Origin of the sequence: Hyphococcus luteus (assembly GCF_002943565.1) — a bacterium.
Classification (GTDB): domain Bacteria; phylum Pseudomonadota; class Alphaproteobacteria; order Caulobacterales; family Parvularculaceae; genus Hyphococcus; species Hyphococcus luteus.
Window position 1 is genome coordinate 204,103 of record NZ_PJCH01000001.1, and the last position, 20,813, is coordinate 224,915.

The following is a 20,813-nucleotide window of genomic DNA, read 5'->3' on the forward strand; positions in this document are numbered from 1 at the left end:
GCGGGCGATTCTGGCACAAGTCTTGTGTGTATGGGGACGGGAAAGCCTGTCCGCAGGACGGAGGCAGGGCCGGTTCGGCCTTGATGCCGGATCCGGGCGCGGGGGCGTTTCGAGGTGAGATATGTTGGGCAACGGCATCCATAACATCATTGCAGCGGTGATCATCGCCGCGGCGATCCTGTGGACAGGCGGGTTTGGCGGCGGACGCGACGACGGCGTCATGACCGACGAAGAATTCGCCGCGTGGCAGGCGCGCGCCGTGGGCGACATCCGCAACGACATTGTCGTCAATTGCGGCTGCTGCGGCGACAAAGGGCCCCGGAGGGCCGCCGCGGAGTCTTTTTAGCGCCCCGTCCGGTTCCGACCCGGCTGGCCGGATATAATCCGGTCGCCCCACAGGAAACGCGGCGGGTTCCGACAACCGAACCCTTGCCGACGCCGCCTCCGGCGGGCGAGAGCGAACCGCCTTTGCCGCCGCTTTACGATCCTCATTGGCCGGATTTCCCGCCGGTGATCGTGCCGCCGGTCTATATTCCGCCGGGCGAGGAGCCGCCCTGCGACGAAGACAATCCCGACGATGATGAATGCGACGAGCCGGAAGAGCCCGAAGAGCCGCCGGTGGACGCGCCGGAGCCCGGCACGGCGTTTATCCTGGGGCTGGCGGGGCTCGTTTACTGGCGGTTCAGACCGGCCGGACGCCGGAGCGCCTGAGGCCCTGTCAGCAGCCTGTCTTGATTGTTTCAGTGCAGCCCATCGGCGCCATGACGGTTTCACCCATCATCCGGGCTAGAGCAAAACGATGGCGGCAAGTCCCAGAAACACGAAAAAGCCGACAATATCCGTGATCGTCGTGACGAACACCGCCGAGGAGACGGCGGGGTCGGCGCCGGCGCGCTGCAGGCCGATGGGAATGAGAATGCCGGCAAGGCCCGCCGCCAGAAGATTGATGATCATCGCTGCGCCGACAACGCCGCCAAGGCGCATCGCCTCGCTCTCCCCGCCCCAGCCGCTCATGTAAAACCACACGCCCGCAAGCGCGCCCATAATGACGGCGAAGATGACGCCATTGAGGAACCCCACCAGCGCCTCGCGAAAGACAATGCGCGCGGCGTTGGAGGCGGTGAGGTCTTTCGTGGCGAGCGAACGCACAACAACGGTCAGCGTCTGGGTGCCCGCATTGCCGCCCATGGAGGCGACGATGGGCATCAGGATGGCGAGCGCCACCACCTGGCCGATGGCCGCGTCGAACAGCGCAATGACTAGCGAGGCGAGGATCGCGGTCGCAAGGTTTACGGCGAGCCAGGAAAAGCGCGAACGCACCGTTTCGAACACCGTGTCGGAAAGACCAGTGTCGGCCTCGACGCCGCCAAGCGCGAGCATGTCTTCCTGGGTTTCCTCGCGCACCATCTCGACAACGTCGTCGACGGTGATCATGCCGATCAGCCGTTCGGCGTCATCGACGACAGGCGCGGAGATGAGGTTATATTGCTCGAAGAGATAGGCGACTTCTTCCTGGTCCATCACCGCCGGCACGGGATGCATGTCCCGGCTCGTCATGATGGTTTCAATCACCGTGTCCCGCGGCGATTTCAACAGCGTCGACAGTGGCACCGAGCCCACCGGCTTGAACGCCGGATCGACGACGAAGACTTCGTAGAACCGGTCCGGCAACTCCTCCGTGCCGCGCAGGCGGTCGATGATCTGGCCGACGGTCCAGAAAGCCGGCGCCGCGAAGAACTCGCGCTGCATGAGGCGCCCGGCGCTTTCCTCCTCGAAATCGAGCGCGGCCCGAAGCGCCAGCCTGTCCTCGATGGTCGCATAGGACAGAATCTCGGCCTGCTTTTCCGCGTCGAGATCCTCAAGAAGGAAGGCCGCATCGTCGGTGTCGAGTTCAGCGACGGCCTTGGCGACTTTCGCCGGCTCCATCGCCTCGATGATGTCCTCGAGAAGGTCCTCTTCGAGCTCGGCCAGCACCTCCGAATGAAGCGCGCCGCCGAGGAGCGTAATCATCCCCTCGCGGTCTTCTTCCTGCAAAAGACCGATGAGGTCGGCGATGTCGGCGGGGTGGAGTTCGCGCGTGAGGCCCTCGAAGGCTTCAGCGTCTTCGGCTTCGATGGCGTCCGCAACCGCGCGCACGAACTCCGGCGACAGCGTGCGGTCTTCCGCAAACTGAGCGTCGCTATCGGACGTCTCGTTTTCCGGGCGCGCTTCTTCTTCGATGGGCGCGGTTTCGCTCATGGCTGCCCCTCGCTCTTTCGGCTTCGGTCCGGTGGTTGGGATTGCCTTGGCCTGTTGCTAAGCCAGCCCATTTGCGAAGGCAAGCGTTTCAGGAACGCCCGGGCTAATCGCGAAAGTTAAAGACGCCGCTGAGGATGACCGACGCCGTGACGGCCCATAAAACTGCGGCGACCTTGGTCGCGAGCCAGATTTTCTGTTTCAGCTTGGGATCGGTCGGCGCGCCGGGATCGGCGCCTTCGACGCCGTCGTCCTCGGCCTCCCAGCGGCTTTTGATGTCGATCGGCAGGACGGCGAGAAACGAGACCCACCACCAGACGATATAGATGACGATTGCGCCGGCCCAGTTCATCAGCCCGTCCTATGAATATGGGTGACGATGACCGGGCGCTTGCCCCAGACATCGTCGTAATAAGCGCGCGCCGCCCGTTTGACCGCCAGCATCACCGCCTCGTCGTCCCGGCGCTTTGTTTTCGGCAGGCCGAGCACCGCGTCTTCGATGTCGTCGGCGAGATCCGCCGGCTCCTCGCCTTCTTCTTCGTCGACAACGCCAATGCCGGAAACGGAGACATCATCGACAAGCGCGCACTGCTTGTCAAAAACAAGAGAGACCGCCAGCAGCCCCGCATAGGAAAGTTTGCGGCGCTCCCGCATGGGCATCGCGCCGTCCGGCAAGAGGACGTCGCCATCGAGATAGATGCGCCCCTCGGGAACCTCGTCGATGCGCTCCGGCCCGTCCGGCGCTATGCGGATCAGATCGCCATTGCGCGGCGCAAAGGATTTCTGCGCGCCGAGCTCCAGCGCGAATTCCGCATGCTCCTCAAGGTGGCGCGCCTCACCATGCACCGGGATGGCGATTTCCGGGCGCGCCCACTCATACATGGACCTCAATTCTTCACGGCAGGGATGGCCGGAGACATGCACGAACTCATCCTTTTCGGTGATCACCTTGACGCCGAGCTCCACGAGATCGTTCTGGAGATTGTAAATCTCGCGGTCATTGCCGGGAATGATCTTCGAGGAAAAGATCACCGTATCGCCGTCTGACAGAATGAGATCGCGGTGATCATTGCGGGCGATGCGCGACAGGGCCGCACGCGGCTCACCCTGGCTGCCCGTGCAAAGGTAAAGCACATGCTGGCGCGGCAGATGGCCGGCGTCCGCCGGTTCAACGAAACGCAAGCCCTTGGGCAAAAGCCCCACCTCTTCGGCCGCATCGACGATGCGCAGCATGGACCGGCCGAGAAGGCAGACGCTGCGGTCTGCCGCGGCGGCGGCCTCGCAGATCGAGACGACGCGCGAGACATTCGACGCGAAAGTCGTCACCGCGACCCGGCCTTCCTGCTTCGCGATGAGCTTGGTCAGGGATTCCCGCACGGCCGATTCGGAGCCGGATTCGCCTGATGACAACACGTTGGTCGAATCGCAAACCATGGCGAGAAGCCCGTCATCCCCAAGCTTTTTAATCGTGCTGCTGTCGATCAGCGGCCCGAGCGACGGAGACTTGTCGATTTTCCAGTCGCCGGTGTGCAGCACCGTTCCGAGCTCGGTTCGGAGGATGACGCCGCTCGGCTCCGGAATGGAATGCGTGAGCGTCACATATTCGATGTCGAAAGGCCCGAGCGTGAAGCGGGCGTTCATGTCGATGATATTGAGCTCAACATTGGCGCCGCCATATTCAGCGAGCTTGCGCTCGACCAGCGCCGCCGTGAAAGGCGTCGCATAGATCGGACAGCCGAGCTTCGGGGCCAGAAGCGCCACGGCACCGATATGGTCTTCATGACCATGGGTCAGCAAGAGCCCGTGCAGCGCTTCTTTTTCTTCAAGAATATAGGTCGGGTCCGGACAAATAAGATCGACGCCCGGCGTCGTCAGATCGCCGAACATGACGCCGCAATCGATCATGATCCATTGCCGGTTGGCCGGCGACCCGACCCCGTAAAGGTTCATGTTCATGCCGATCTCGCCGGAGCCGCCGAGCGGCAGGAATACAAGCTCTTTACGGGACATCAGCGCGCCTTCAGCCTTTTCGAGATCTCGTAAAGCCCGCGAATGGTGAGGTCATGGTCGAAAATATCGATCGTTTCAGTTTCGCCTTCAAAGAGCGAAGCGATGCCGCCCGTGGCGACGACTTTCATGGGCGCGCCATATTCGGCCTTGATGCGCGCGACAAGTCCGTCGATGAGCGAGATATAGCCCCAGAAAACGCCGGTCTGCATGGCGCCCACAGTATCGATCCCGATGGTTTTCGGCGGCTTTTCAATGGCGATGCGCGGCAGGCGCGCCGCAGCCTCATGCAGGGCCTGCATGGAAAGGTTGATGCCGGGCGCGATGACCCCGCCTTCGAAGCCGCCGTCTGCGCCGACAATGTCGAAATTGGTGGCGGTGCCTGAATCGACGACGACCAGGGGCCCGCCATGGGCGGTGAAGGCGCCGACGGCGTTAACGAGCCGGTCCGCGCCGACCTCGGAGGGTTTCGTAATCCGCACGGCGACGCCCGGCACATTGTCATGGCCGATGACGAAAGGCTCGCAGTTGAAATAGCGCCGGGAGAGATTGCGCAGATGGAACAGCGACTGCGGCACCACGGTCGAGATAATGCATTCGGAAATGTCTTCGAGCCTGTAGCCGGCGAACTCCATCAGCTGCGACAGCCAGACCGCATATTCGTCGGCCGTGCGCGTCGTGGACGTCGACGCGCGCCATTGCCCCGCCGGCGTTTTGTCGCCGTCGAAAAGCGCAATGACAGAATTGGTGTTGCCGACATCGATGGCGAGCAGCATGGAGCCGATCCTTAACGTCCCTTAGTTTCCTCTGCGGGCGAAAAACACATCCCCGGCGGCGATTGTCCGCCTTCCGGCGGGCGAGCGCAACACCAAGGCGCCGGTTTCATCGAGCCCCTCAAAGACGCCCGAAAGCTCTTCATTCGGCAGGCGCACGGTGATATCGACGCCAAGCCCCACGGCGCGGGCGAGCCATGCGTCCCGGATCGGGGCGAAGCCTTGCGCCCGCCAGAGCCTGTAGAACGTCCAGAAATGATGATCGAGCCGTTCGGCGAGCTTTTGCGGCGCCGGCGGTTGCGCGGCATGGTCCATAAGACGCGCCACAGGATAAGGAAGCCCCTCGGGCGCCGTGACGATATTGACGCCGACCCCGATGGAAAGGGCGGCTCCCAGGCTTTCAAGCAGGATGCCGGCGCATTTGGCGCCGTCCAGCAAAACATCATTGGGCCATTTCAGTGCGATCTTCTCCTCGGGCATGAGCTCGTCCAGCACCGACGCCAAAGCGAGAGCGACAATGAAGGAGATCTGTCCCCAGCTTGCCGGCAGCGCGTCCGGTTTGAAGAGAAGCGTGCAGGCGAAATCGCCTGTTTGCTGTTCCCAGCCGCGTCCGCGGCGCCCGTAACCGGCGGTCTGCGCCAGCGCAAGGACCCATAAGGGCCCGGCCTCGCCCGCCTCCGCGCGGCGCCGCGCTTCCGCGCTCGTCGAATCGAGCGTGTCGAAAATCTCAATCGCGGTTCCGGAGGGAAACTTCGCCACGCTCTAGAAGAGAGACGCCGCAGCGGTCTCGGCAAGCTGGCGCAGCGTCCCCATGCCGACCGTCAAGAGCGGGAACATGAGGATCGCCGAGCCCCAGGCGGCGACGGCGAGCGCCGGCCCGTGATCGCGTTCGAAAGCCGGCGCCGGCTCGTCGAACCACATGAACCAGACAACGCGCAGATAATAGAAGGCGGAAATCGCGCTCGCCGCGACGCCGATCACCGCAAGCCAGATGAGGTCCGCATCGACGGCGGCGAGGAACACATACCACTTGCCAAAAAAGCCGGCTGTGGGCGGTACGCCCGCCAGGGAGAACAGAAGCACGGTGAGGATCAGCGCCATGGGCATGTTGGTGCGCGAGAGCCCCGCGAGATCGGAAATGTTTTCCGTCATGCCGCCGCGCCGGCGCATCATCAGAATGATCGCGAAAGTCCCGACTGTCATGACGATATAGATCGCCATATAGATCAGCACCGAGGAAACGCCCGAAGACGTGCCCGCGGCAAGGCCGACCAGCGCATAGCCCATATGGCCGATGGAGGAATAGGCCATCAGGCGTTTGATGTTGGTCTGGGCGATGGCCGAGAAGGCGCCGATCGCCATAGAGGCGACGGCAATGATGGCGATCACCAATTGCCAGTCGCCGACGGCTCCCGGGAAGGCCATCATCAGGGCGCGGGTGAAAAGCGCCATGCCGGCGAGCTTCGGCGCGGCCGCGAAGAACGCCGTCACCGGCGTCGGCGAGCCTTCATAGACGTCCGGCGTCCACATGTGGAACGGCGCGGCGGAGACCTTGAAGGCGAGGCCGGAAATCATGAAGACGAGGCCGATGATGAGCCCGGCGTTATCGCCGCCCGCGGACGCCGCTTTGGCGATTTCCGTGAACAGGGTCGAGCCCGTGAAGCCGTAGACCAGCGAGGCCCCGTAAAGCAGCATGCAGGAGGAAAGCGCGCCAAGAACGAAATATTTAAGGCCCGCTTCCGTCGAACGGCGGCTGTCGCGGTTGAAGGCGGCGAGGATATAAAGCGCGAGGCTTTGCGTCTCGATGCCCATGTAAAGCGAGATGAGATCGGTCGCCGACGCCATCAGCGACATGCCGAGCGCGGCCAGGAGGATCAGCACCGGATATTCGAACCGGCCGAGTTTCTCGCCGGCGAGATATTTGTCGGACATTAAAATCGCGAACGCCGCCGCACCGAAAATCAGCACCTTGGCGAAGGTCGAAAAGGCGTCGATGCGGAACGCGCCGTCGAAGATGGAAGCGGTGGATCCGGCGCCGGGCGAAAACGCCGCCAGAAGGGCGCAGACGATCAAAAGGCCCACCGAGGCGAGCGAAATCTGCGGCGCGGCCTTGTCGCCCAGAAACACGCCAGTGATGAGCAGGACCATGGCGCCGATCGCAAGCGCCAGTTCCGGCCAGGCATAGGAAAGAGTTTCGAAGAGCGTCATCAGCTTGCTCCGCCGGCAGCGAGCGCCGCATCGTAATTTTCAATCAGGAGATCGACCGCCGGGCTGAAGACGTTGAGCGCCGGGCCCGGATTGAAACCGAGATAAAGCGCGAAGGCCATCAGAACGCCGAGCGTCACGAGCTCGCGCGTGTCCACATCGGGGATCGCTTTAAGCGCATCCTTTTCGAGCTTGCCGTAAATCACCGCGCGGTAAAGGCGCAGCGCATAGGCCGCCGAGAAGATGACGCCAAAAGCCGCAAAGAAGGCGATCCAGCTGTTAAACTTGAAGGCGCCGGTCATGGTGAGGATTTCACCGACGAACCCGCTTGTGCCGGGCAGACCCACATTGCCGAGCGTGAAGAAGAGGAACAGGAAGGCGTAAAGCGGCATGCGGTGAACGAGCCCGCCATAGGCCGCAATCTCGCGCGTATGCATGCGGTCGTAAACGACCCCGACGCATAGGAAGAGCGCGCCTGAAATAAAGCCGTGGGAGAGCATCTGGAAAAGACCGCCTTCGATCCCCTGCTCCGTGCCGGTGAAAATGCCCATGGTCACGAAGCCCATATGGGCGACGGAGGAATAGGCGATGAGCTTTTTCATGTCTTCCTGGGCGAGCGCCACGAGAGACGTGTAAATGATCGCAATCACCGAGAGCGCAAAGACGAAAGGCGCGAAGTCGGCGCTCGCCAGCGGGAACATGGGCAGCGAGAAGCGCAGGAACCCATAACCGCCCATCTTCAACAGGATCGCCGCCAAGACGACCGATCCCGCCGTCGGCGCCTGAACGTGCGCGTCGGGAAGCCAGGTATGCACCGGCCACATGGGCATCTTCACCGCGAAAGAAGCGAAAAACGCGATCCACAGCCATTTCTGCGCGCCCGCCGGGAAGTCGACCTGCTGAAGCGTCGGAATATCGGTGGTGCCGGCCTGCGCATACATCCACGCCATGGCGATGAGGAGCAGGAGCGAGCCGAGGAGCGTATAGAGGAAGAATTTCAGCGAGGCGTAAATCCGGCTCGGGATCGAATAGCCGGCGAATTCCTTGGTGCCCTTCGAGCCCCAGACGCCGATGATCAGGAACATCGGAATGAGGCTGCCCTCGAAGAAGAAGTAGAAAACGAAAAGGTCGAGCGCGCAGAAGACGCCGATCATCAGCGTTTCGAGAACGAGAAAGGCGATCATGTAATCGGCGATGCGCGACTTCACGGAATTCCACGACGCCATGATGCAGATCGGCATGAAGAATGTCGTCAGGAGAACGAACAAGATCGAGATCCCGTCGACGCCCATCTTGTAATTGATGCCGCCGCCGAGCCAGGGAACCTCTTCCACCAGCTGATAGCCGGCGATGGACGGGTCATAGAGCGCGTAAACGCCGAGCGAGAGAACGAAGGTCGCGGAGGTGAAGATCAGCGCGACCCAGCGCGCGACCTTGTCCACCTGCGCCTGCTCCTCGGGGGCAACCGTTCCGTCTTCGCCCGTCCCCGTCAGCATCCGGCGCAGCATGATGAAGAGCGCGCCGACGAGCGGCGCAAACGTAATAAAGGTGAGCCAGGGCTGGTTGGCGAAACTTTCAGTCATTACTGGCCGCTCCCCGCCCGGACGAGAATGAAGGTGACGAGCAGCGCAATGCCCACCAACATGACAAAGGCGTAGTGATAGACATAACCGCTCTGCATTTTGACGATGCGGCGCGCGCCGGCGGCGACGACCGCCGCGATGCCGTCGGGGCCGACCCCGTCAATGGTCTTGCCGTCGCCGTCCTTCCAGAGGAAACGGCCGATGGCGTAGGCCGGCTTCACGAAGATGAAGTCGTAGATCTCGTCGAAATACCATTTGTTCTTGAGGAAGGCGTAGATCATGCCGCCCGGACGCAACATGCCGGGTTTCAACGGATCGCCGCGCAGATAATGCCAGCCCGCCGAGAACGTGCCGATGAGCATAGCGAGGAAGGGCGACCAGAGGACCCAGCCAGGAATCTCGTGATGGCCGCCGCCATGTTCCTCTTCGGCCGCGCGCTCGTCAGCCGGAGCGTGGTCCGCAGCCTCGCCGTGGGCTTCCTCGACATCATGCTCGTCACGCATGGCCGTAACTTCTTCGGCGTTCAGATGATCCGCGGTCGACGCTGTTTCTTCATGGCTTGCTTCGGCGGAATAAAGCGCGCCGTTCCAGAACCTGTCCGCGTTGGAGCCAACGAAAGAGCCGTAAAACACAATGCCCGCAAACAAGGCGCCGATAGCGAGCGGCACGAGCGGCCACATCATCGTATCGGGCACGGCGTGGGGATGTTTGCGAATATGTTCGGGCGCGCGCGACGGCCCCCAGAAGGTGAGGAAAATAAGGCGCCAAGAATAAAACGCCGTCATCACCGCAGCAAGAATGCCCAGCGTGAAAGCGAAATAGCCGAAAACCTTGCCCGCTTCGCCGCCAAAGAAGGCGCTTTCAAGGATCATATCCTTGGAGACGAAACCGGCCGTGCCGAAAGGCGCGCCGAAAAGCGTCAGGCCCGGAATGCCGACGCCGGTAATCGCAATCGTGCCGATGACCATCAGGATATGCGTGAAGGGCATCAGCTCTTTGACGCCGCCCATCTTCTTGATGTCCTGCTCGTGATGCATGCCGATGATGACGGCGCCCGAGCCGAGGAAAAGGAGCGCCTTGAAGAAGGCGTGCGTAAAGAGGTGGAACATCGCCGCTCCGTAAGCGCCGACGCCCGCCGCAAAGAACATGTAGCCGAGCTGCGAACAGGTGGAATAGGCGACGATCTTCTTGATGTCGTCCTGCAAGAGGCCGACTGTCGCCGCAAAGAAGGCCGTCACGGCGCCCACGAGCGTCACCATGGCGGCGGCGTTCGGCGCGTATTCGTAAATCACCGAGCAGCGGCAGACGAGGAAGACGCCGGCGGTCACCATGGTCGCGGCGTGGATCAGCGCGGAGACCGGCGTCGGCCCCTCCATAGCGTCGGGGAGCCAGGTGTGCAGGAGGAACTGCGCCGACTTGCCCATGGCGCCGATGAACAAAAGGACGCCGATAACCGTCAGCGCATGGAAATCCCAGCTGAGGAAATGGATGGTCAGTTCCTGAATGGGCGCGCCTTCGGCGGCGCGCCATGGCGTCGCCACCGCGTTCGCAGCCACCGCCTGGAAAACTTCGTCGAACTGGATCGTGCCGAACACATAGAAGATCGCCATGATGCCAAGCGCAAAGCCGAAATCGCCGACCCGGTTGACGACGAACGCCTTGATCGCCGCGTCATTGGCGGACTTCTTGTTGAACCAGAAGCCGATGAGAAGATAGGAGGCGAGGCCGACGCCCTCCCAGCCGAAAAAGAGCTGCAGGAAATTATCCGCCGTCACCAGGGTGAGCATAGCGAAGGTGAAGAGCGAGAGATAGGCGAAGAACCGCGACTGCTCGCCATAGTCCTTCATGTAGCCCATGGAATAGGTGTGAACGAGGAAGGAAACCGAGTTCACGACAATCAGCATCACCGCCGACAGGCTATCGAGCCGCACCGACCAGGTCGCGACGAAATCGCCCGAACCGATCCAAGTAAAGAGTTCAATCGTGCGCGCATGCGCTTCGCCGCCGAAAACCGGGGTCACATTAAAAAACAAGACCCAGGAAAGGATCGCCGCGATGAGCACGAACGCCGTCGTTAAAAGCTCCGCCGCGCGAGGCCCAAGCGCGCGCCCCACAGGCATCGCCAGCATGGCGCCGAACAGCGGCAGTAAGACGACAAAGGGTTCCCAGGTCATGCGCGTCAGTTCTTCATCAGGCTTGCGTCATCGACCGCGATGTCGCCGCGATTGCGGAAGAAAGCGACGAGAATAGCGAGCCCCACGGCCGCTTCCGCCGCCGCCACGGTCAGCACCATAAACGCAAAGACCTGCCCCACGAGATCGCCGAGAAACTGGGAGAAAGCGACGAAGTTGATGTTCACCGCCAGCAGCATCAACTCAATCGACATCAGGATGACGATGACGTTTTTCCGGTTGAGGAAAATGCCCGCCATGCCGATGGCGAACAAGATCGCCGCGACGGAAAGATAATGCCCTAGCCCGATGTCCATGTCTCAAGCGCCCCTTAGGAAAGCCCCTGGCCCGGCTTGATGTCCACAAGCTCGTAGCCTTCTTCGCGTTTGCGGCCGATCTGCTTCGCCGCATCCTGTTTCTTGATCCCTTCACGCGTGCGGAAGGTGAGAATGATCGCCCCGATCATCGCCACCAGAAGCACCATGCCGGCGATCTGAAAATAATGGACGTAATCGGTGTAGAGGATGAGCCCCAGCGCCTCGATATTGGTCGGGCCGTTGGGATCGGCGACGGTTTGCGCCGCTGTCGGCGACGGATGGGCCCGGGCGAGCTCGGCGTCGGCAGGAAACGCCCAGACGCCGACCACCATCATCAGTTCGACCACAATGAGGCCCGCAATCATGAGACCGTAAGGCATATATTGCAGAAAGCCCTGTTTCATCTCGACGAAATCGACGTCGAGCATCATGACGACGAACAGGAACAGGACCGCGACCGCGCCCACATAGACGACGACGAGAACCATGGCGAGATACTCCGCGCCCATGAGCACGAACAGCCCGGCGGCGGAAATGAAGGCCGAAATCAGGAACAGAACTGAGTGAACGGGATTCTTCGCGGCGATGACCATGAAGCCCGAGAAAACGGCGAGAACAGCAAATATCCAAAAAGCAGCGGCGGCGATCATCTTAAACCTTGCGGTCGAATAAAGCGTACACGCTTGATGAAACAGCGCCGGACGGCGCCTTTGAAACTGGCGCGCCCTCCCCCTTTAAAACCGCTCAAAAACAAGGGCGACTCAAGACGGGGGGCGCATTCGCTGGCGCTTTTAGAGGCATTGGATGGACTTTGCAAAGGGCTTGGACCTGAAAATCCGTGGGAATCCGGGACTTATCGCCACGCTCCATGAGAAAGGGTTTGGGCGGGCCGAAACGCGGCCCCGGCCAGCGGGCTTGGGGACTACTCGGCGGCTCCGAGGCTTGCCAGATAGGCGGCCAGATCATCGACCCGGTCCGCCTCGACAATCAGGCTCGGCATCGACTGGTGCGGAGACCGCAAAAGGGCGGCAAGCGCCTGCCGGGTCATGTCCGGGCGGTTCGCCAGCGCTTCGAATGACGGCGCGGCGGGGTCGGGCGATTCGATCTTTCCCGCCTCCACGGCGTGACAGGACGCGCAAGCCTCGCGCGCATAGGAAAGGCCGACGCTTGCAGCGCCATAATCGCCATGGGCTGCAGGCCCCGAAGCGTCAGAGCCGCTTTCAACGGCGCAGGCGCCAAGCAGAAAAGCGGCAAGGCCGAGCGCAGCCGCTTTCGCAAATGGGCCAGACAGGCCGTTCCCCGTTCTGTTGCTGATGATCCGACGCACCATATTTTTCCCCATACGCCCCTGAGCGCTATGGAGTTAATCACAAGACGGGGCGCGGCGCCAATCAGGCGGCCGGCCGGAATACAGTTCTGGCGGCCCTGGAAAACGACCGAAACAGGGGCGGGAGAGCTATTGCTTGCCCCACCCTACTCGACGGCGAGCCAGGAGGGGGCTTCGATCGGCGCGGCCCCTTTTTCATACACCCAGACGCCGTCGCGCTCTTCAAAATTGTTCTCGGCATAGACCGCCTTGCAGGGCGCATTCGCCATGGTTTCGATATAGCGCCCGACAATCGCGCCCTTGCCCGTTTCGTCGAGCGTTTTCTTCACCACATTGAGCATGGCTTGCTCCGCTCCATAACCGAAGACCCGACAACTGAGGACGAAAATCGGGATCTCCACCGCTTCGCCCGTTAAGTCTGCGACAAGAACCGAAATCACCCCCATATCACCGAAACGATCCGCCATGCTTGCAAGATAGATCCTGTGATCCTTGCTATCGCGCCATTCGTTCATCTGCGCGAAGGTGGTGCGCGATCCTTGCATGTTGAACTGGTTGGTGCGGTTAATGAGCTCCGTCGCGCGCGCAATGTCTTTCTTTCCCGCTTCCCAGATTCGGATTCTCAAACCGAGCGACGCGAACATCGCGCTTTCATCCGGCGCATCCGCAGTCTGCTCTGCCGTGAAAGCCTCGCGCTTGGCCCGGTCATGATACATCTGGGTGCGGTCCATATCCGGCTCGTCGCCGAGCAATTGCTCCCACAAGGCGAAAGCGCGCCAGGTTCGTTCAACCGTCGGGTCGTAACAGAAGATTTCCGGATGTGCGTCTTCGACCATCGCGCGTTCGTCGGCGCGATCGTCGATAAAGATGAAATCCTTGGTCTTAAGATTGAGGGATTGCTGAATGGCCGAAAAAGCGGCGACTTTCGGCGTCCAGGCGATGTAGCTGTAGACGAAGTCATCCTCGCTTAAGACGCCGCCGGTCCAATGAACGTTTTTCGGATCGTTCTTCGACGCGACGGCGAGCAGCACGCCCTTCTTTTTCAGCCTTGCAAGCAAATGCTGGCGGTCGGCGAAATGGGAAACCGCGCCTTCTCCGATGACGCCGTCCCACAGCGTGTTGTCAAGATCGCACACGATCAGCTTCTTGCCGTGAAGATTGCCGAGCGTTTCAAGGATCAGGTCGTATTCGCCGGCGACTTCGGCCCCGAACCTTGCCGGATGCTGCAGGCCGTAAACATGAAAATAGCGCCCGAGCTCGCTGTCGCTGGCGCGCGCGCGCAAGGCGCATTCATCGAATTTGTGCACATGCGGAAAGGTGTTTTCATTAAGCCCGGCGATCAGCGCGTCTAACCGCGCGTCTATCTCCTTGCGCACGCTCTCGCGCAAACGTGCCGTCAGCGCATGTTTCAAGGCAAGCGACCGGGTCGTCTCATCGCGCAGGATGACCGCAGCGTTGTGAATGAAAACCGGGGCGGCGAATGTCGACGCCAGCGCCCCGGCGACAGGCGCAACTCCCTCGAAAATCTGATCGATGCGCTGTTTGCGCCAGTCCGCCCCCTTCAAAGCGTTGCGCACGCGCAAGATGTCGGTGAAGCCATGGGCGAATTCATAGGTGAAGGGGCTGTAAAAAACCGCGTCGAATTTCTCGTCGCGCAGCGCCTTGACGCCGGCGACCAGTTTCGCCGGGTTTTTATCGGTCAGGAAATGCGGCGCCAGACCGACGCCCATCTCCAGCGTCTTGCCGGTCAGAAAGGCGGTCACATCGAGATAAAGACAGTCGCCGACGAAAAGCACGCGCAGTTCTTTTCGAACCGGCAGCGACAAAGTTTCAATCAACGCATCGAAAGCGGCGGCGATATGGGCGCATGAGACTTGAGACGCTTCGCCAAGAGAGCGCAGCAGGACGTCCCTGTCGCTGGTTACAAGGCGGCGGATGAAATCATTGCGGGTTTGCGCATCGTCGCCCGGCAAATAGGCCATCTTCGCGCGCTCGCCCAAATAAAGCGTGCGGAAAACCTCGTCGCCGTCGGCGAGCCAGCGAATGAAATAGTCGATGAGAGAAAGATGCTCGCGCCGGGCGAATTCAGCGGCGCTCTCCGGCGAGGCGCCGATTTCATCACGCATGCGCGGAACCAGCCGGACAGTTTCCAGAAGGGCTTCGGCAAGCGCATCCTTTTGCGCGGTCAGCGCCTCCCGGACCTCGCTTCCGACGCCCCCGTTCATCGCGCCCTACCTGTAGGGCGCGTCAAGTTCGAGATTGCGCGCAATCTCGCGCTCCCAACGGTCGCCATTCGCAAGCAGGCGTTCCTTGTCGTAGTAAAGCTCTTCGCGGGTCTCGGTGGCGAATTCGAAATTCGGTCCTTCGACAATGGCGTCGACCGGACAGGCCTCCTGACAAAAGCCGCAATAGATGCATTTCACCATGTCGATGTCGTAACGCGTCGTGCGGCGCGAGCCGTCGTCGCGCGGTTCGGCCTCGATGGTGATCGCCTGCGCCGGACAAATCGCCTCGCAGAGCTTGCAGGCGATGCAGCGCTCTTCCCCGTTCGGATAGCGGCGCAGCGCATGTTCGCCGCGAAAACGCGGGGAAAGCGGGCCTTTCTCGAAGGGATAGTTGAGGGTCGCTTTCGGGGTGAAATAATATTTCATGCCAAGACCGAACGCCTTGATGAAATCAAGGAGCATGAAGCCTTTCAACGCCTGTGCGATGCGCGCCATATCTAGCTTCTCCAGCTTTGAAGGTAATCGACCGCGCCCGGGAACATGATCAAAACGCCGGCCACCAGGACGACCCAGACGAGCGACAGGGGCAGGAAGATTTTCCATCCGATGCGCATCAGCTGGTCATAACGGTAACGCGGGACAAGGGCCTTCACCATGGCGAAAAGGAAGAAGAAAAAGACGACCTTGAGGATGAACCACAAGACCGGCATGGGCCCCGCATTCAGGAAATCGAGCGGGATCGGCGAATGCCAGCCGCCGAAAAAGAGCACGGTCATCATCGCGCACATCAAGACGATATTGGCGAGCTCGCCGATCATGAAGAGCAGGAACAGGGTCGAGGAATATTCCACCTGATAGCCGGCGACGAGTTCGGATTCGGCTTCCGGCAGGTCGAAGGGCGGGCGGTTGGTCTCGGCCAGCGCCGAAATGAAGAAAACGACGAACATCGGCAGCAGCGGAATGAAATTCCAGTTCCAGAAGCCGCCGCCGCCGCGCCCCTGCGCCTCGACGATCTCCGAAAGATTGAGCGAGCCGACAAGCAGGAGAACCGTGATGATCACGAAGCCGATGGAGACCTCGTAGGAAACCATCTGCGCCGCCGAACGCAGGGAGCCCAGAAACGGATATTTCGAGTTTGAGGCCCAGCCGCCCATGATGACGCCGTAAACGCCGAGGGAGGAAATCGCGAAAAGATAGAGGATCCCCACATTGATGTCGGCGCCCACAAGGCCCGGCCCCACCGGGATCACCGCCCAGCCCACCAGGGCGAGGACGAAGGTGATGACGGGCGCAAGGACGAAAACGACCTTGTTCGCGCCGGCCGGGATCATGATTTCCTTGAAAACAAACTTCAAAAGGTCCGCGAAAGATTGAAGCAGCCCGAATGGGCCGACGACATTCGGGCCTTTGCGCATCTGCACTGCGGCCCAGACCTTGCGGTCGAAATACATCAAAAAGGCCTGCGCCAGGAGGAGGGTCACGAGGATCGCAAGCGCCCCGGCCGCCGTCGAAGCCAGCCACCAGCCCCATCCCAGATCGGTCGGGCGGCTGATCAGATTTGTCCAGATCTCTTCCATGGGCCCGCGTCATAACGGGGATCGAGCCGCTAGTCACGAGGGAAATGGGGGCCAATCGGTCGCGGGCTGGCCCCATTTTTCAGGGGCCAGCCCGGACCGGCCTATTTCACCGAAATCGAGGAGATGAAGCTCGTGCTCTTCTCGATTTGGGATGGCGCGCCGTAAATATCGATGGAGCCGATGCCGCTGACCGAGGCGTCCACGGCCTCGCTGGCGAAAACGCTCGCTGAACCGACGCCGGAGACGTCTACATCCGCCTCCCGGCATTCGAGTGCTTTGGCGTCTAGCTCGCCCACGCCCGAGACATGGGCGTCGAGGCGCCCGCAGGTCCCCGACAGCGCAAGATCGCCGACCCCGGCGAGATCGACGCGGAAATCGTCGGCGTCGACGCCCGTCACCTCCCCGTCGGCGACCCCGGCGAGATCGAAGCCATTGAGATCGGGGAGCGAAATGACGGCCGTCATGCCCTGATGGCGCCAGTTCCGCTTGCCGAATCTGACCTCGTCCTGATCGAGCTTCAAAACGCCGTTTTCGACCGCAGCGTCGAGGCGCGCCATTTCGTCTTCGGCCCCTGAAACGACGACCGAGTAATCCCCGCCGACGCTCACCTCCACTTCAAAGACGCCGCCAATATCGATCTTGTCGAAGCCGGCGAGATCGAGCGTTTGCGTTACGTCTTTTGATTTATCGCGCCCGGCCACGTCGCCGAGATCGCCGAGCGCATATTTCGCCGCCGCGAAAGCAATGGCTACAGCCAGCACAAGGCCGATAATGATGCCGAAGAAAATTCTCATGGGTCGCCTCCCGTCTCACCCGTTTTCCATGATCGATCTATAGCACCGCCGCGGCGGACTTAGAACGCCGCCAGCCGCGCCACGCCCTCGCCCCGTCGATTCCCCGCGCCGGTGCAAAAGCAAAACGCCGCGCTTTAAGGCGCGGCGTTTTCAGCTTTTCGGCGAAACAATCGTCAGTGGACGGTGATCTCCGCAAACATGCTCTTGTTCTTGTGCACGGCGTTGGGCGATCCATAGACGTCGATGTCGCCCATGCCGGAAACCCTGGCGTCGACTTCATCGCTGGCGAAGACCGCGGCGCTGCCGACGCCGGAGACATGAATGTCCGCCTTGCCGCACTCCAGCCCTTTCGCATCGAGCTCGCCGACACCGGACAGATGTGCGTCAAGCGCGCCGCACTGGCCGTCGATTGAAACGTCGCCGACGCCGGAAATATCGATCTCGAAGCGCTCGGCGTCGACGCCGGCGATCTCGCCGTCGATGACGTCGGAAACTTCTAGGCCCGTCAGGCTTGGCAGGGTGATCACCGCTTCGACGCCGTCGCGATTATTGCGCATCCGCTCGCCCCAGCCACCTTTGCGCTGGTCGAGAACAAGCGCGCCGTTTTTCACCGACGCCTCGACGCGCTCCATTTCATATTCAGGACCGGAAAGCCGGATCGAATAATCGTCGCCGACGCGCACGTCGAGTTCGTAGACCCCGGCGATGGTGATGCGGTCGAAGCCCGACAGTTCGAGCTCCTGCGAAACCGTATCGTCGTCATCGGCATACGCCATACCTGCTGCCACTGCCGCGCAGGTTCCAGCGGCGAGAACAAGCAGTTTTTTCATGGGTCGCCTCCATCAACTGTGACGACTGTAGCGCTTCGTCAGGATGGGAGGAAGCTCGGTTCATCGCATTGACCGCCCTGCTGGTCGAAAGACCATGCACGCCTCTTCTAGTTCAGGCGGATGATATTTGAACCGGCAGCCTCCGGCTCTTCCTCGGCGCGTTCCGCCGCGCGCCAATGCGGACGCATCTGGCGCGAAAAGATCAGTGCGATGATGACCGCCGGTGCGAAAATCGCCGTCGCCGTTTCGAGATGAAGATCCTCCGGCCCCGGAAGGCCGCGCGAGGCCGCAAGCATGACAACGACCGCAATAGCGAGCGCGGCCGCGAGATAGGGCCAGAGCGAACGCTGTTTGCGCTTCTCGAGCAGCCGGAACAGAGGCGCGCCCAGCGCGACGCAGGAAATAAAGCCGGTCAGAAAAATCAGGAACGCCGTCATCAGGGTTTCCAGAAAGGCCGACAACAGCACAGAAAAAGAAAAATCCTGCAGAACGCCGCCCGCCAGCCTGACGAGAAATGTCATGACGCCGCCAGCGCCGGCGCCGGCGATGACGGCAACAACCATGTTTTCGAACGCGATGTTGACGCGGACCTGATCCAGAGTCTCCTGCGAGCGATCCTTCGCAGGGAGCTGCACTTATTCCGCCGCGACTTTCGCCGCGCCATTCATCACCGCGGAACACTCCGCCATGGTTTTCGACGCACGGGCGATCGGGTTGGTGAGATAATAATCCGCTGTCGCAGAAACGAACGGCTCCGAGCTTAGAGAACCGGCGGCGCCGGCTGCACTCGCATCAAAGCGGTCTTCCGCGCCGCCGACCTGGTCGATGCGGCCGAGCGATGGAACCTCCGCAATCATCGCCTGGCGCAGCGCGAACATGTCGTCATAAGGAAGCGCCTTGCCGATGCGGCCCGACAGGGCGCGAATGATGGCCCAGTCTTCGCGGGCGTCGCCCGGCGGGAAGCAGGCGCGGTTCGCCATCTGCGCCCGGCCCTCGGTGTTGACGAAAATCCCGCTCTGCTCAGTATAGGCCGCAGCCGGAAAGATGACGTCCGCATGGCGCGCGCCATTGTCGCCATGGCTGCCCTGATAGACGACGAAAGCGCCGGCGAGACGGCGCGCGTCGAATTCGTCGGCGCCGAGATTGTAAACGAAATCGATCTCGCGGGCCTCGCAGCCGTCGAGAATGCCGGCGAAATCGCGCCCGCCCTCTCCCGGCAGGAAGCCGAGATCGAGCGCGCCGACGCGGCCCGCCGCATTATGAAGAACGTTGAAGCCGTTCCAGTCGCCGCGAACGGCGCCGACGCTGTCGGCGAGTTGCGCCGCGGCGTTCAGGATCGCCGCGCCGTCTTCGCGGGCGAGCGCGCCCATGCCGACAATGACGACAGGATTTTTCGCCGCTTTCAGCGCCTCGTAAAACGCGCCTTCGCCTTTTGCGAGCGAGGACAGCGTATCCGTTCCGGCGCCGAGATAGTCATAGTCGTAGGAAAGGTCTTTTTGCTCGCCAATCAGTCCGATCTTGACGTCGAGATTGTTGAGCCATGTCTTGCGGATGCGCGCATTGATCATGGGCGCTTCGGCGCGCGGATTGGTTCCGATCAGAAGGATGGCGTCGGCCTGTTCGAGATTGGCAATGCCTGTATTGAAGAGGTAATTGCGGCGGTCGCCCTCTCCGACTTTTGCGAAGTCCTGACGACAATCCATGTTCGGCGAACCGATCTCGCCCATGAGGTCTTTCAGCGCCTTCACCGCTTCAGCGGGAACGAGATCGCCCGCAAGCGCAGCGACTTTCTCCTTCGGCGCGGCTTTCAGTTTTTCAGCGACGAGCGATAGCGCCTCGTCCCAACTCGCCGGAACGAGTTTGCCGTCCTTGCGCACATAGGGCTTGTCGAGACGCTGGCGGCGCAAACCATCCCAGACGAAGCGGGACTTGTCGGCGATCCACTCCTCGTTGATCCCTTCATGGAGAACGGGAAGGATGCGCAGCACTTCACGCCCGCGCGCGTCAACACGGATATTCGAACCGACCGCGTCCATGGCGTCGACGGATTCCGTCTTGCGCAGCTCCCAAGGGCGCGCATTGAAGGCGTAAGGTTTCGAGGTCAGCGCGCCCACCGGGCAGACATCGATGAGATTGCCCGTCAGCTCGGACTCCACCGCCTTTTCGAGATAGGTCGTGATCTCCGCATTCTCGCCGCGATTGACGAGGCCGAGATCGTCGACACCGGCAATCTCCGTCGCAAAGCGGACGCAGCGCGTGCATTGAATGCAGCGGGTCATGATCGTTTTGATCAGGGGGCCCATATGTTTTTCTTCGACAGCGCGCTTGTTTTCCTCGTAGCGCGAGCCATCACGGCCATAAGCCATGGCCTGGTCCTGAAGGTCGCACTCGCCGCCCTGGTCGCAGATCGGGCAGTCGAGCGGGTGGTTGATGAGCAGGAACTCCATCACCCCTTCGCGGGCCTTCTTCACCATGGGCGTATTGGTGAAAAGCTCCGGCGGCGCGCCCTCCGGGCCGGGACGCAGATCCTTGACGTTCTGGGCGCAGGAGGCGACCGGCTTCGGAGGGCCGCCCTTCACTTCGATCAGGCACATGCGGCAATTGCCGGCGACCGAGAGGCGCTCGTGATAGCAAAAGCGCGGGATCTCTTCCCCCGCCGCTTCGCAGGCCTGCAAAAGCGTGAGGTTCGAGGGAACTTCGATTTCCCGGTTGTTGACCTTGATCACCCGCGTGTCGGACATGGCTTATCTTTCCCGTCTTCGGCCCCGT

At 61.5% G+C, this 20,813-nt stretch carries 20 protein-coding genes; 2 read left to right on the forward strand and 18 right to left on the reverse strand.

The annotated features are described in order from the left end of the window. Nucleotides 1–121: 121 nt before the first annotated feature. Both CW354_RS00860 and CW354_RS00865 read left to right on the forward strand, forming a co-directional pair. The gene (locus CW354_RS00860; RefSeq protein WP_104828157.1) at nt 122–346 is read left to right on the forward strand and encodes a hypothetical protein; all 225 of its coding nucleotides are present in this window, start codon (nt 122–124) and stop codon (nt 344–346) included. Nucleotides 347–429: 83 nt separating this feature from the next. After that, the gene (locus CW354_RS00865; protein ID WP_104828158.1) at nt 430–711 is read left to right on the forward strand and encodes a hypothetical protein; all 282 of its coding nucleotides are present in this window, start codon (nt 430–432) and stop codon (nt 709–711) included. Between the two features lie 75 nt (nt 712–786). On the opposite strand, the gene mgtE is transcribed toward CW354_RS00865, so the two are convergent. The 18 genes from mgtE to nuoG form a co-directional block, all read right to left on the reverse strand. Next, the gene (mgtE, locus tag CW354_RS00870; protein ID WP_104828159.1) at nt 787–2,238 is read right to left on the reverse strand and encodes a magnesium transporter; all 1,452 of its coding nucleotides are present in this window, start codon (nt 2,236–2,238) and stop codon (nt 787–789) included. A gap of 103 nt (nt 2,239–2,341) precedes the next feature. Next, on the reverse strand, nt 2,342–2,587 hold the full coding sequence (locus CW354_RS00875; protein ID WP_104828160.1) for a DUF1467 family protein: 246 nt from the start codon (nt 2,585–2,587) through the stop codon (nt 2,342–2,344). Continuing rightward, the gene (locus tag CW354_RS00880) at nt 2,587–4,245 is read right to left on the reverse strand and encodes a ribonuclease J (protein WP_104828161.1); all 1,659 of its coding nucleotides are present in this window, start codon (nt 4,243–4,245) and stop codon (nt 2,587–2,589) included. The genes CW354_RS00875 and CW354_RS00880 overlap by 1 nt, the downstream gene beginning before the upstream one ends. Then, entirely contained in the window at nt 4,245–5,018 is a 774-nt protein-coding gene (locus tag CW354_RS00885) for a type III pantothenate kinase (protein ID WP_104828162.1), read from the reverse strand. The genes CW354_RS00880 and CW354_RS00885 overlap by 1 nt, the downstream gene beginning before the upstream one ends. Before the next feature lie 21 nt (nt 5,019–5,039). Further along, entirely contained in the window at nt 5,040–5,774 is a 735-nt protein-coding gene (locus tag CW354_RS00890) for a biotin--[acetyl-CoA-carboxylase] ligase (RefSeq protein ID WP_104828163.1), read from the reverse strand. Between the two features lie 3 nt (nt 5,775–5,777). Next, complete coding sequence (gene nuoN, locus CW354_RS00895; RefSeq protein WP_104828164.1) at nt 5,778–7,223, reverse strand: NADH-quinone oxidoreductase subunit NuoN; 1,446 nt, start codon at nt 7,221–7,223, stop codon at nt 5,778–5,780. Continuing rightward, on the reverse strand, nt 7,223–8,803 hold the full coding sequence (locus CW354_RS00900) for an NADH-quinone oxidoreductase subunit M (RefSeq protein ID WP_104828165.1): 1,581 nt from the start codon (nt 8,801–8,803) through the stop codon (nt 7,223–7,225). Before CW354_RS00900 ends, nuoN begins: the two co-directional genes overlap by 1 nt. Beyond that, complete coding sequence (gene nuoL / locus CW354_RS00905; protein ID WP_104828166.1) at nt 8,803–10,977, reverse strand: NADH-quinone oxidoreductase subunit L; 2,175 nt, start codon at nt 10,975–10,977, stop codon at nt 8,803–8,805. The genes CW354_RS00900 and nuoL overlap by 1 nt, the downstream gene beginning before the upstream one ends. Before the next feature lie 5 nt (nt 10,978–10,982). Further along, nucleotides 10,983–11,291, reverse strand: coding sequence for an NADH-quinone oxidoreductase subunit NuoK (gene nuoK, locus CW354_RS00910; protein ID WP_104828167.1), 309 nt, complete (start codon nt 11,289–11,291; stop codon nt 10,983–10,985). 14 nt (nt 11,292–11,305) lie between these two features. Continuing rightward, nucleotides 11,306–11,941 (reverse strand): NADH-quinone oxidoreductase subunit J, encoded by a 636-nt coding sequence (locus CW354_RS00915; protein ID WP_104828168.1) that lies wholly within the window; start codon nt 11,939–11,941, stop codon nt 11,306–11,308. 272 nt (nt 11,942–12,213) lie between these two features. Further along, a complete protein-coding gene (locus CW354_RS00920; protein ID WP_104828169.1) occupies nt 12,214–12,621 on the reverse strand; it encodes a hypothetical protein in 408 nt (135 codons plus the stop codon). A 143-nt stretch (nt 12,622–12,764) separates the two neighbouring features. Continuing rightward, nucleotides 12,765–14,843, reverse strand: a complete 2,079-nt coding sequence (locus CW354_RS00925; RefSeq protein ID WP_104828170.1) for an HAD-IIIC family phosphatase — start codon at nt 14,841–14,843, stop codon at nt 12,765–12,767. Nucleotides 14,844–14,849: 6 nt separating this feature from the next. Further along, nucleotides 14,850–15,338: an NADH-quinone oxidoreductase subunit NuoI gene (nuoI, locus tag CW354_RS00930; RefSeq protein ID WP_104828171.1), complete on the reverse strand. Its 489-nt coding sequence runs from the start codon at nt 15,336–15,338 to the stop codon at nt 14,850–14,852. A gap of 2 nt (nt 15,339–15,340) precedes the next feature. Continuing rightward, the gene (gene nuoH, locus CW354_RS00935; RefSeq protein ID WP_104828172.1) at nt 15,341–16,420 is read right to left on the reverse strand and encodes an NADH-quinone oxidoreductase subunit NuoH; all 1,080 of its coding nucleotides are present in this window, start codon (nt 16,418–16,420) and stop codon (nt 15,341–15,343) included. 101 nt (nt 16,421–16,521) lie between these two features. Further along, entirely contained in the window at nt 16,522–17,214 is a 693-nt protein-coding gene (locus tag CW354_RS00940) for a head GIN domain-containing protein (RefSeq protein ID WP_104828173.1), read from the reverse strand. A 173-nt stretch (nt 17,215–17,387) separates the two neighbouring features. Next, complete coding sequence (locus CW354_RS00945; RefSeq protein WP_104828174.1) at nt 17,388–18,044, reverse strand: head GIN domain-containing protein; 657 nt, start codon at nt 18,042–18,044, stop codon at nt 17,388–17,390. A 107-nt stretch (nt 18,045–18,151) separates the two neighbouring features. Then, a complete protein-coding gene (locus CW354_RS00950; RefSeq protein ID WP_104828175.1) occupies nt 18,152–18,679 on the reverse strand; it encodes a hypothetical protein in 528 nt (175 codons plus the stop codon). Continuing rightward, a complete protein-coding gene (nuoG, locus tag CW354_RS00955; protein ID WP_104828176.1) occupies nt 18,680–20,785 on the reverse strand; it encodes an NADH-quinone oxidoreductase subunit NuoG in 2,106 nt (701 codons plus the stop codon). Nucleotides 20,786–20,813: the final 28 nt, after the last annotated feature.

Excerpts from the sequence above, each read along its gene's own strand:
- CW354_RS00945 (WP_104828174.1), bottom strand. The coding sequence starts at position 18,044 with ATGAAAAAACTGCTTGTTCTCGCCGCTGGAACCTGCGCGGCAGTGGCA.
- mgtE (WP_104828159.1), bottom strand. The coding sequence starts at position 2,238 with ATGAGCGAAACCGCGCCCATCGAAGAAGAAGCGCGCCCGGAAAACGAG.
- nuoK (WP_104828167.1), bottom strand. The coding sequence starts at position 11,291 with ATGGACATCGGGCTAGGGCATTATCTTTCCGTCGCGGCGATCTTGTTC.
- CW354_RS00940 (WP_104828173.1), bottom strand. The coding sequence starts at position 17,214 with ATGAGAATTTTCTTCGGCATCATTATCGGCCTTGTGCTGGCTGTAGCC.
- CW354_RS00880 (WP_104828161.1), bottom strand. The coding sequence starts at position 4,245 with ATGTCCCGTAAAGAGCTTGTATTCCTGCCGCTCGGCGGCTCCGGCGAG.
- nuoN (WP_104828164.1), bottom strand. The coding sequence starts at position 7,223 with ATGACGCTCTTCGAAACTCTTTCCTATGCCTGGCCGGAACTGGCGCTT.
- nuoI (WP_104828171.1), bottom strand. The coding sequence starts at position 15,338 with ATGGCGCGCATCGCACAGGCGTTGAAAGGCTTCATGCTCCTTGATTTC.
- nuoG (WP_104828176.1), bottom strand. The coding sequence starts at position 20,785 with ATGTCCGACACGCGGGTGATCAAGGTCAACAACCGGGAAATCGAAGTT.
- CW354_RS00885 (WP_104828162.1), bottom strand. The coding sequence starts at position 5,018 with ATGCTGCTCGCCATCGATGTCGGCAACACCAATTCTGTCATTGCGCTT.
- CW354_RS00900 (WP_104828165.1), bottom strand. The coding sequence starts at position 8,803 with ATGACTGAAAGTTTCGCCAACCAGCCCTGGCTCACCTTTATTACGTTT.
- CW354_RS00915 (WP_104828168.1), bottom strand. The coding sequence starts at position 11,941 with ATGATCGCCGCCGCTGCTTTTTGGATATTTGCTGTTCTCGCCGTTTTC.
- CW354_RS00920 (WP_104828169.1), bottom strand. The coding sequence starts at position 12,621 with ATGGTGCGTCGGATCATCAGCAACAGAACGGGGAACGGCCTGTCTGGC.
- nuoH (WP_104828172.1), bottom strand. The coding sequence starts at position 16,420 with ATGGAAGAGATCTGGACAAATCTGATCAGCCGCCCGACCGATCTGGGA.
- CW354_RS00925 (WP_104828170.1), bottom strand. The coding sequence starts at position 14,843 with ATGAACGGGGGCGTCGGAAGCGAGGTCCGGGAGGCGCTGACCGCGCAA.
- CW354_RS00860 (WP_104828157.1), top strand. The coding sequence starts at position 122 with ATGTTGGGCAACGGCATCCATAACATCATTGCAGCGGTGATCATCGCC.
- CW354_RS00875 (WP_104828160.1), bottom strand. The coding sequence starts at position 2,587 with ATGAACTGGGCCGGCGCAATCGTCATCTATATCGTCTGGTGGTGGGTC.
- nuoL (WP_104828166.1), bottom strand. The coding sequence starts at position 10,977 with ATGACCTGGGAACCCTTTGTCGTCTTACTGCCGCTGTTCGGCGCCATG.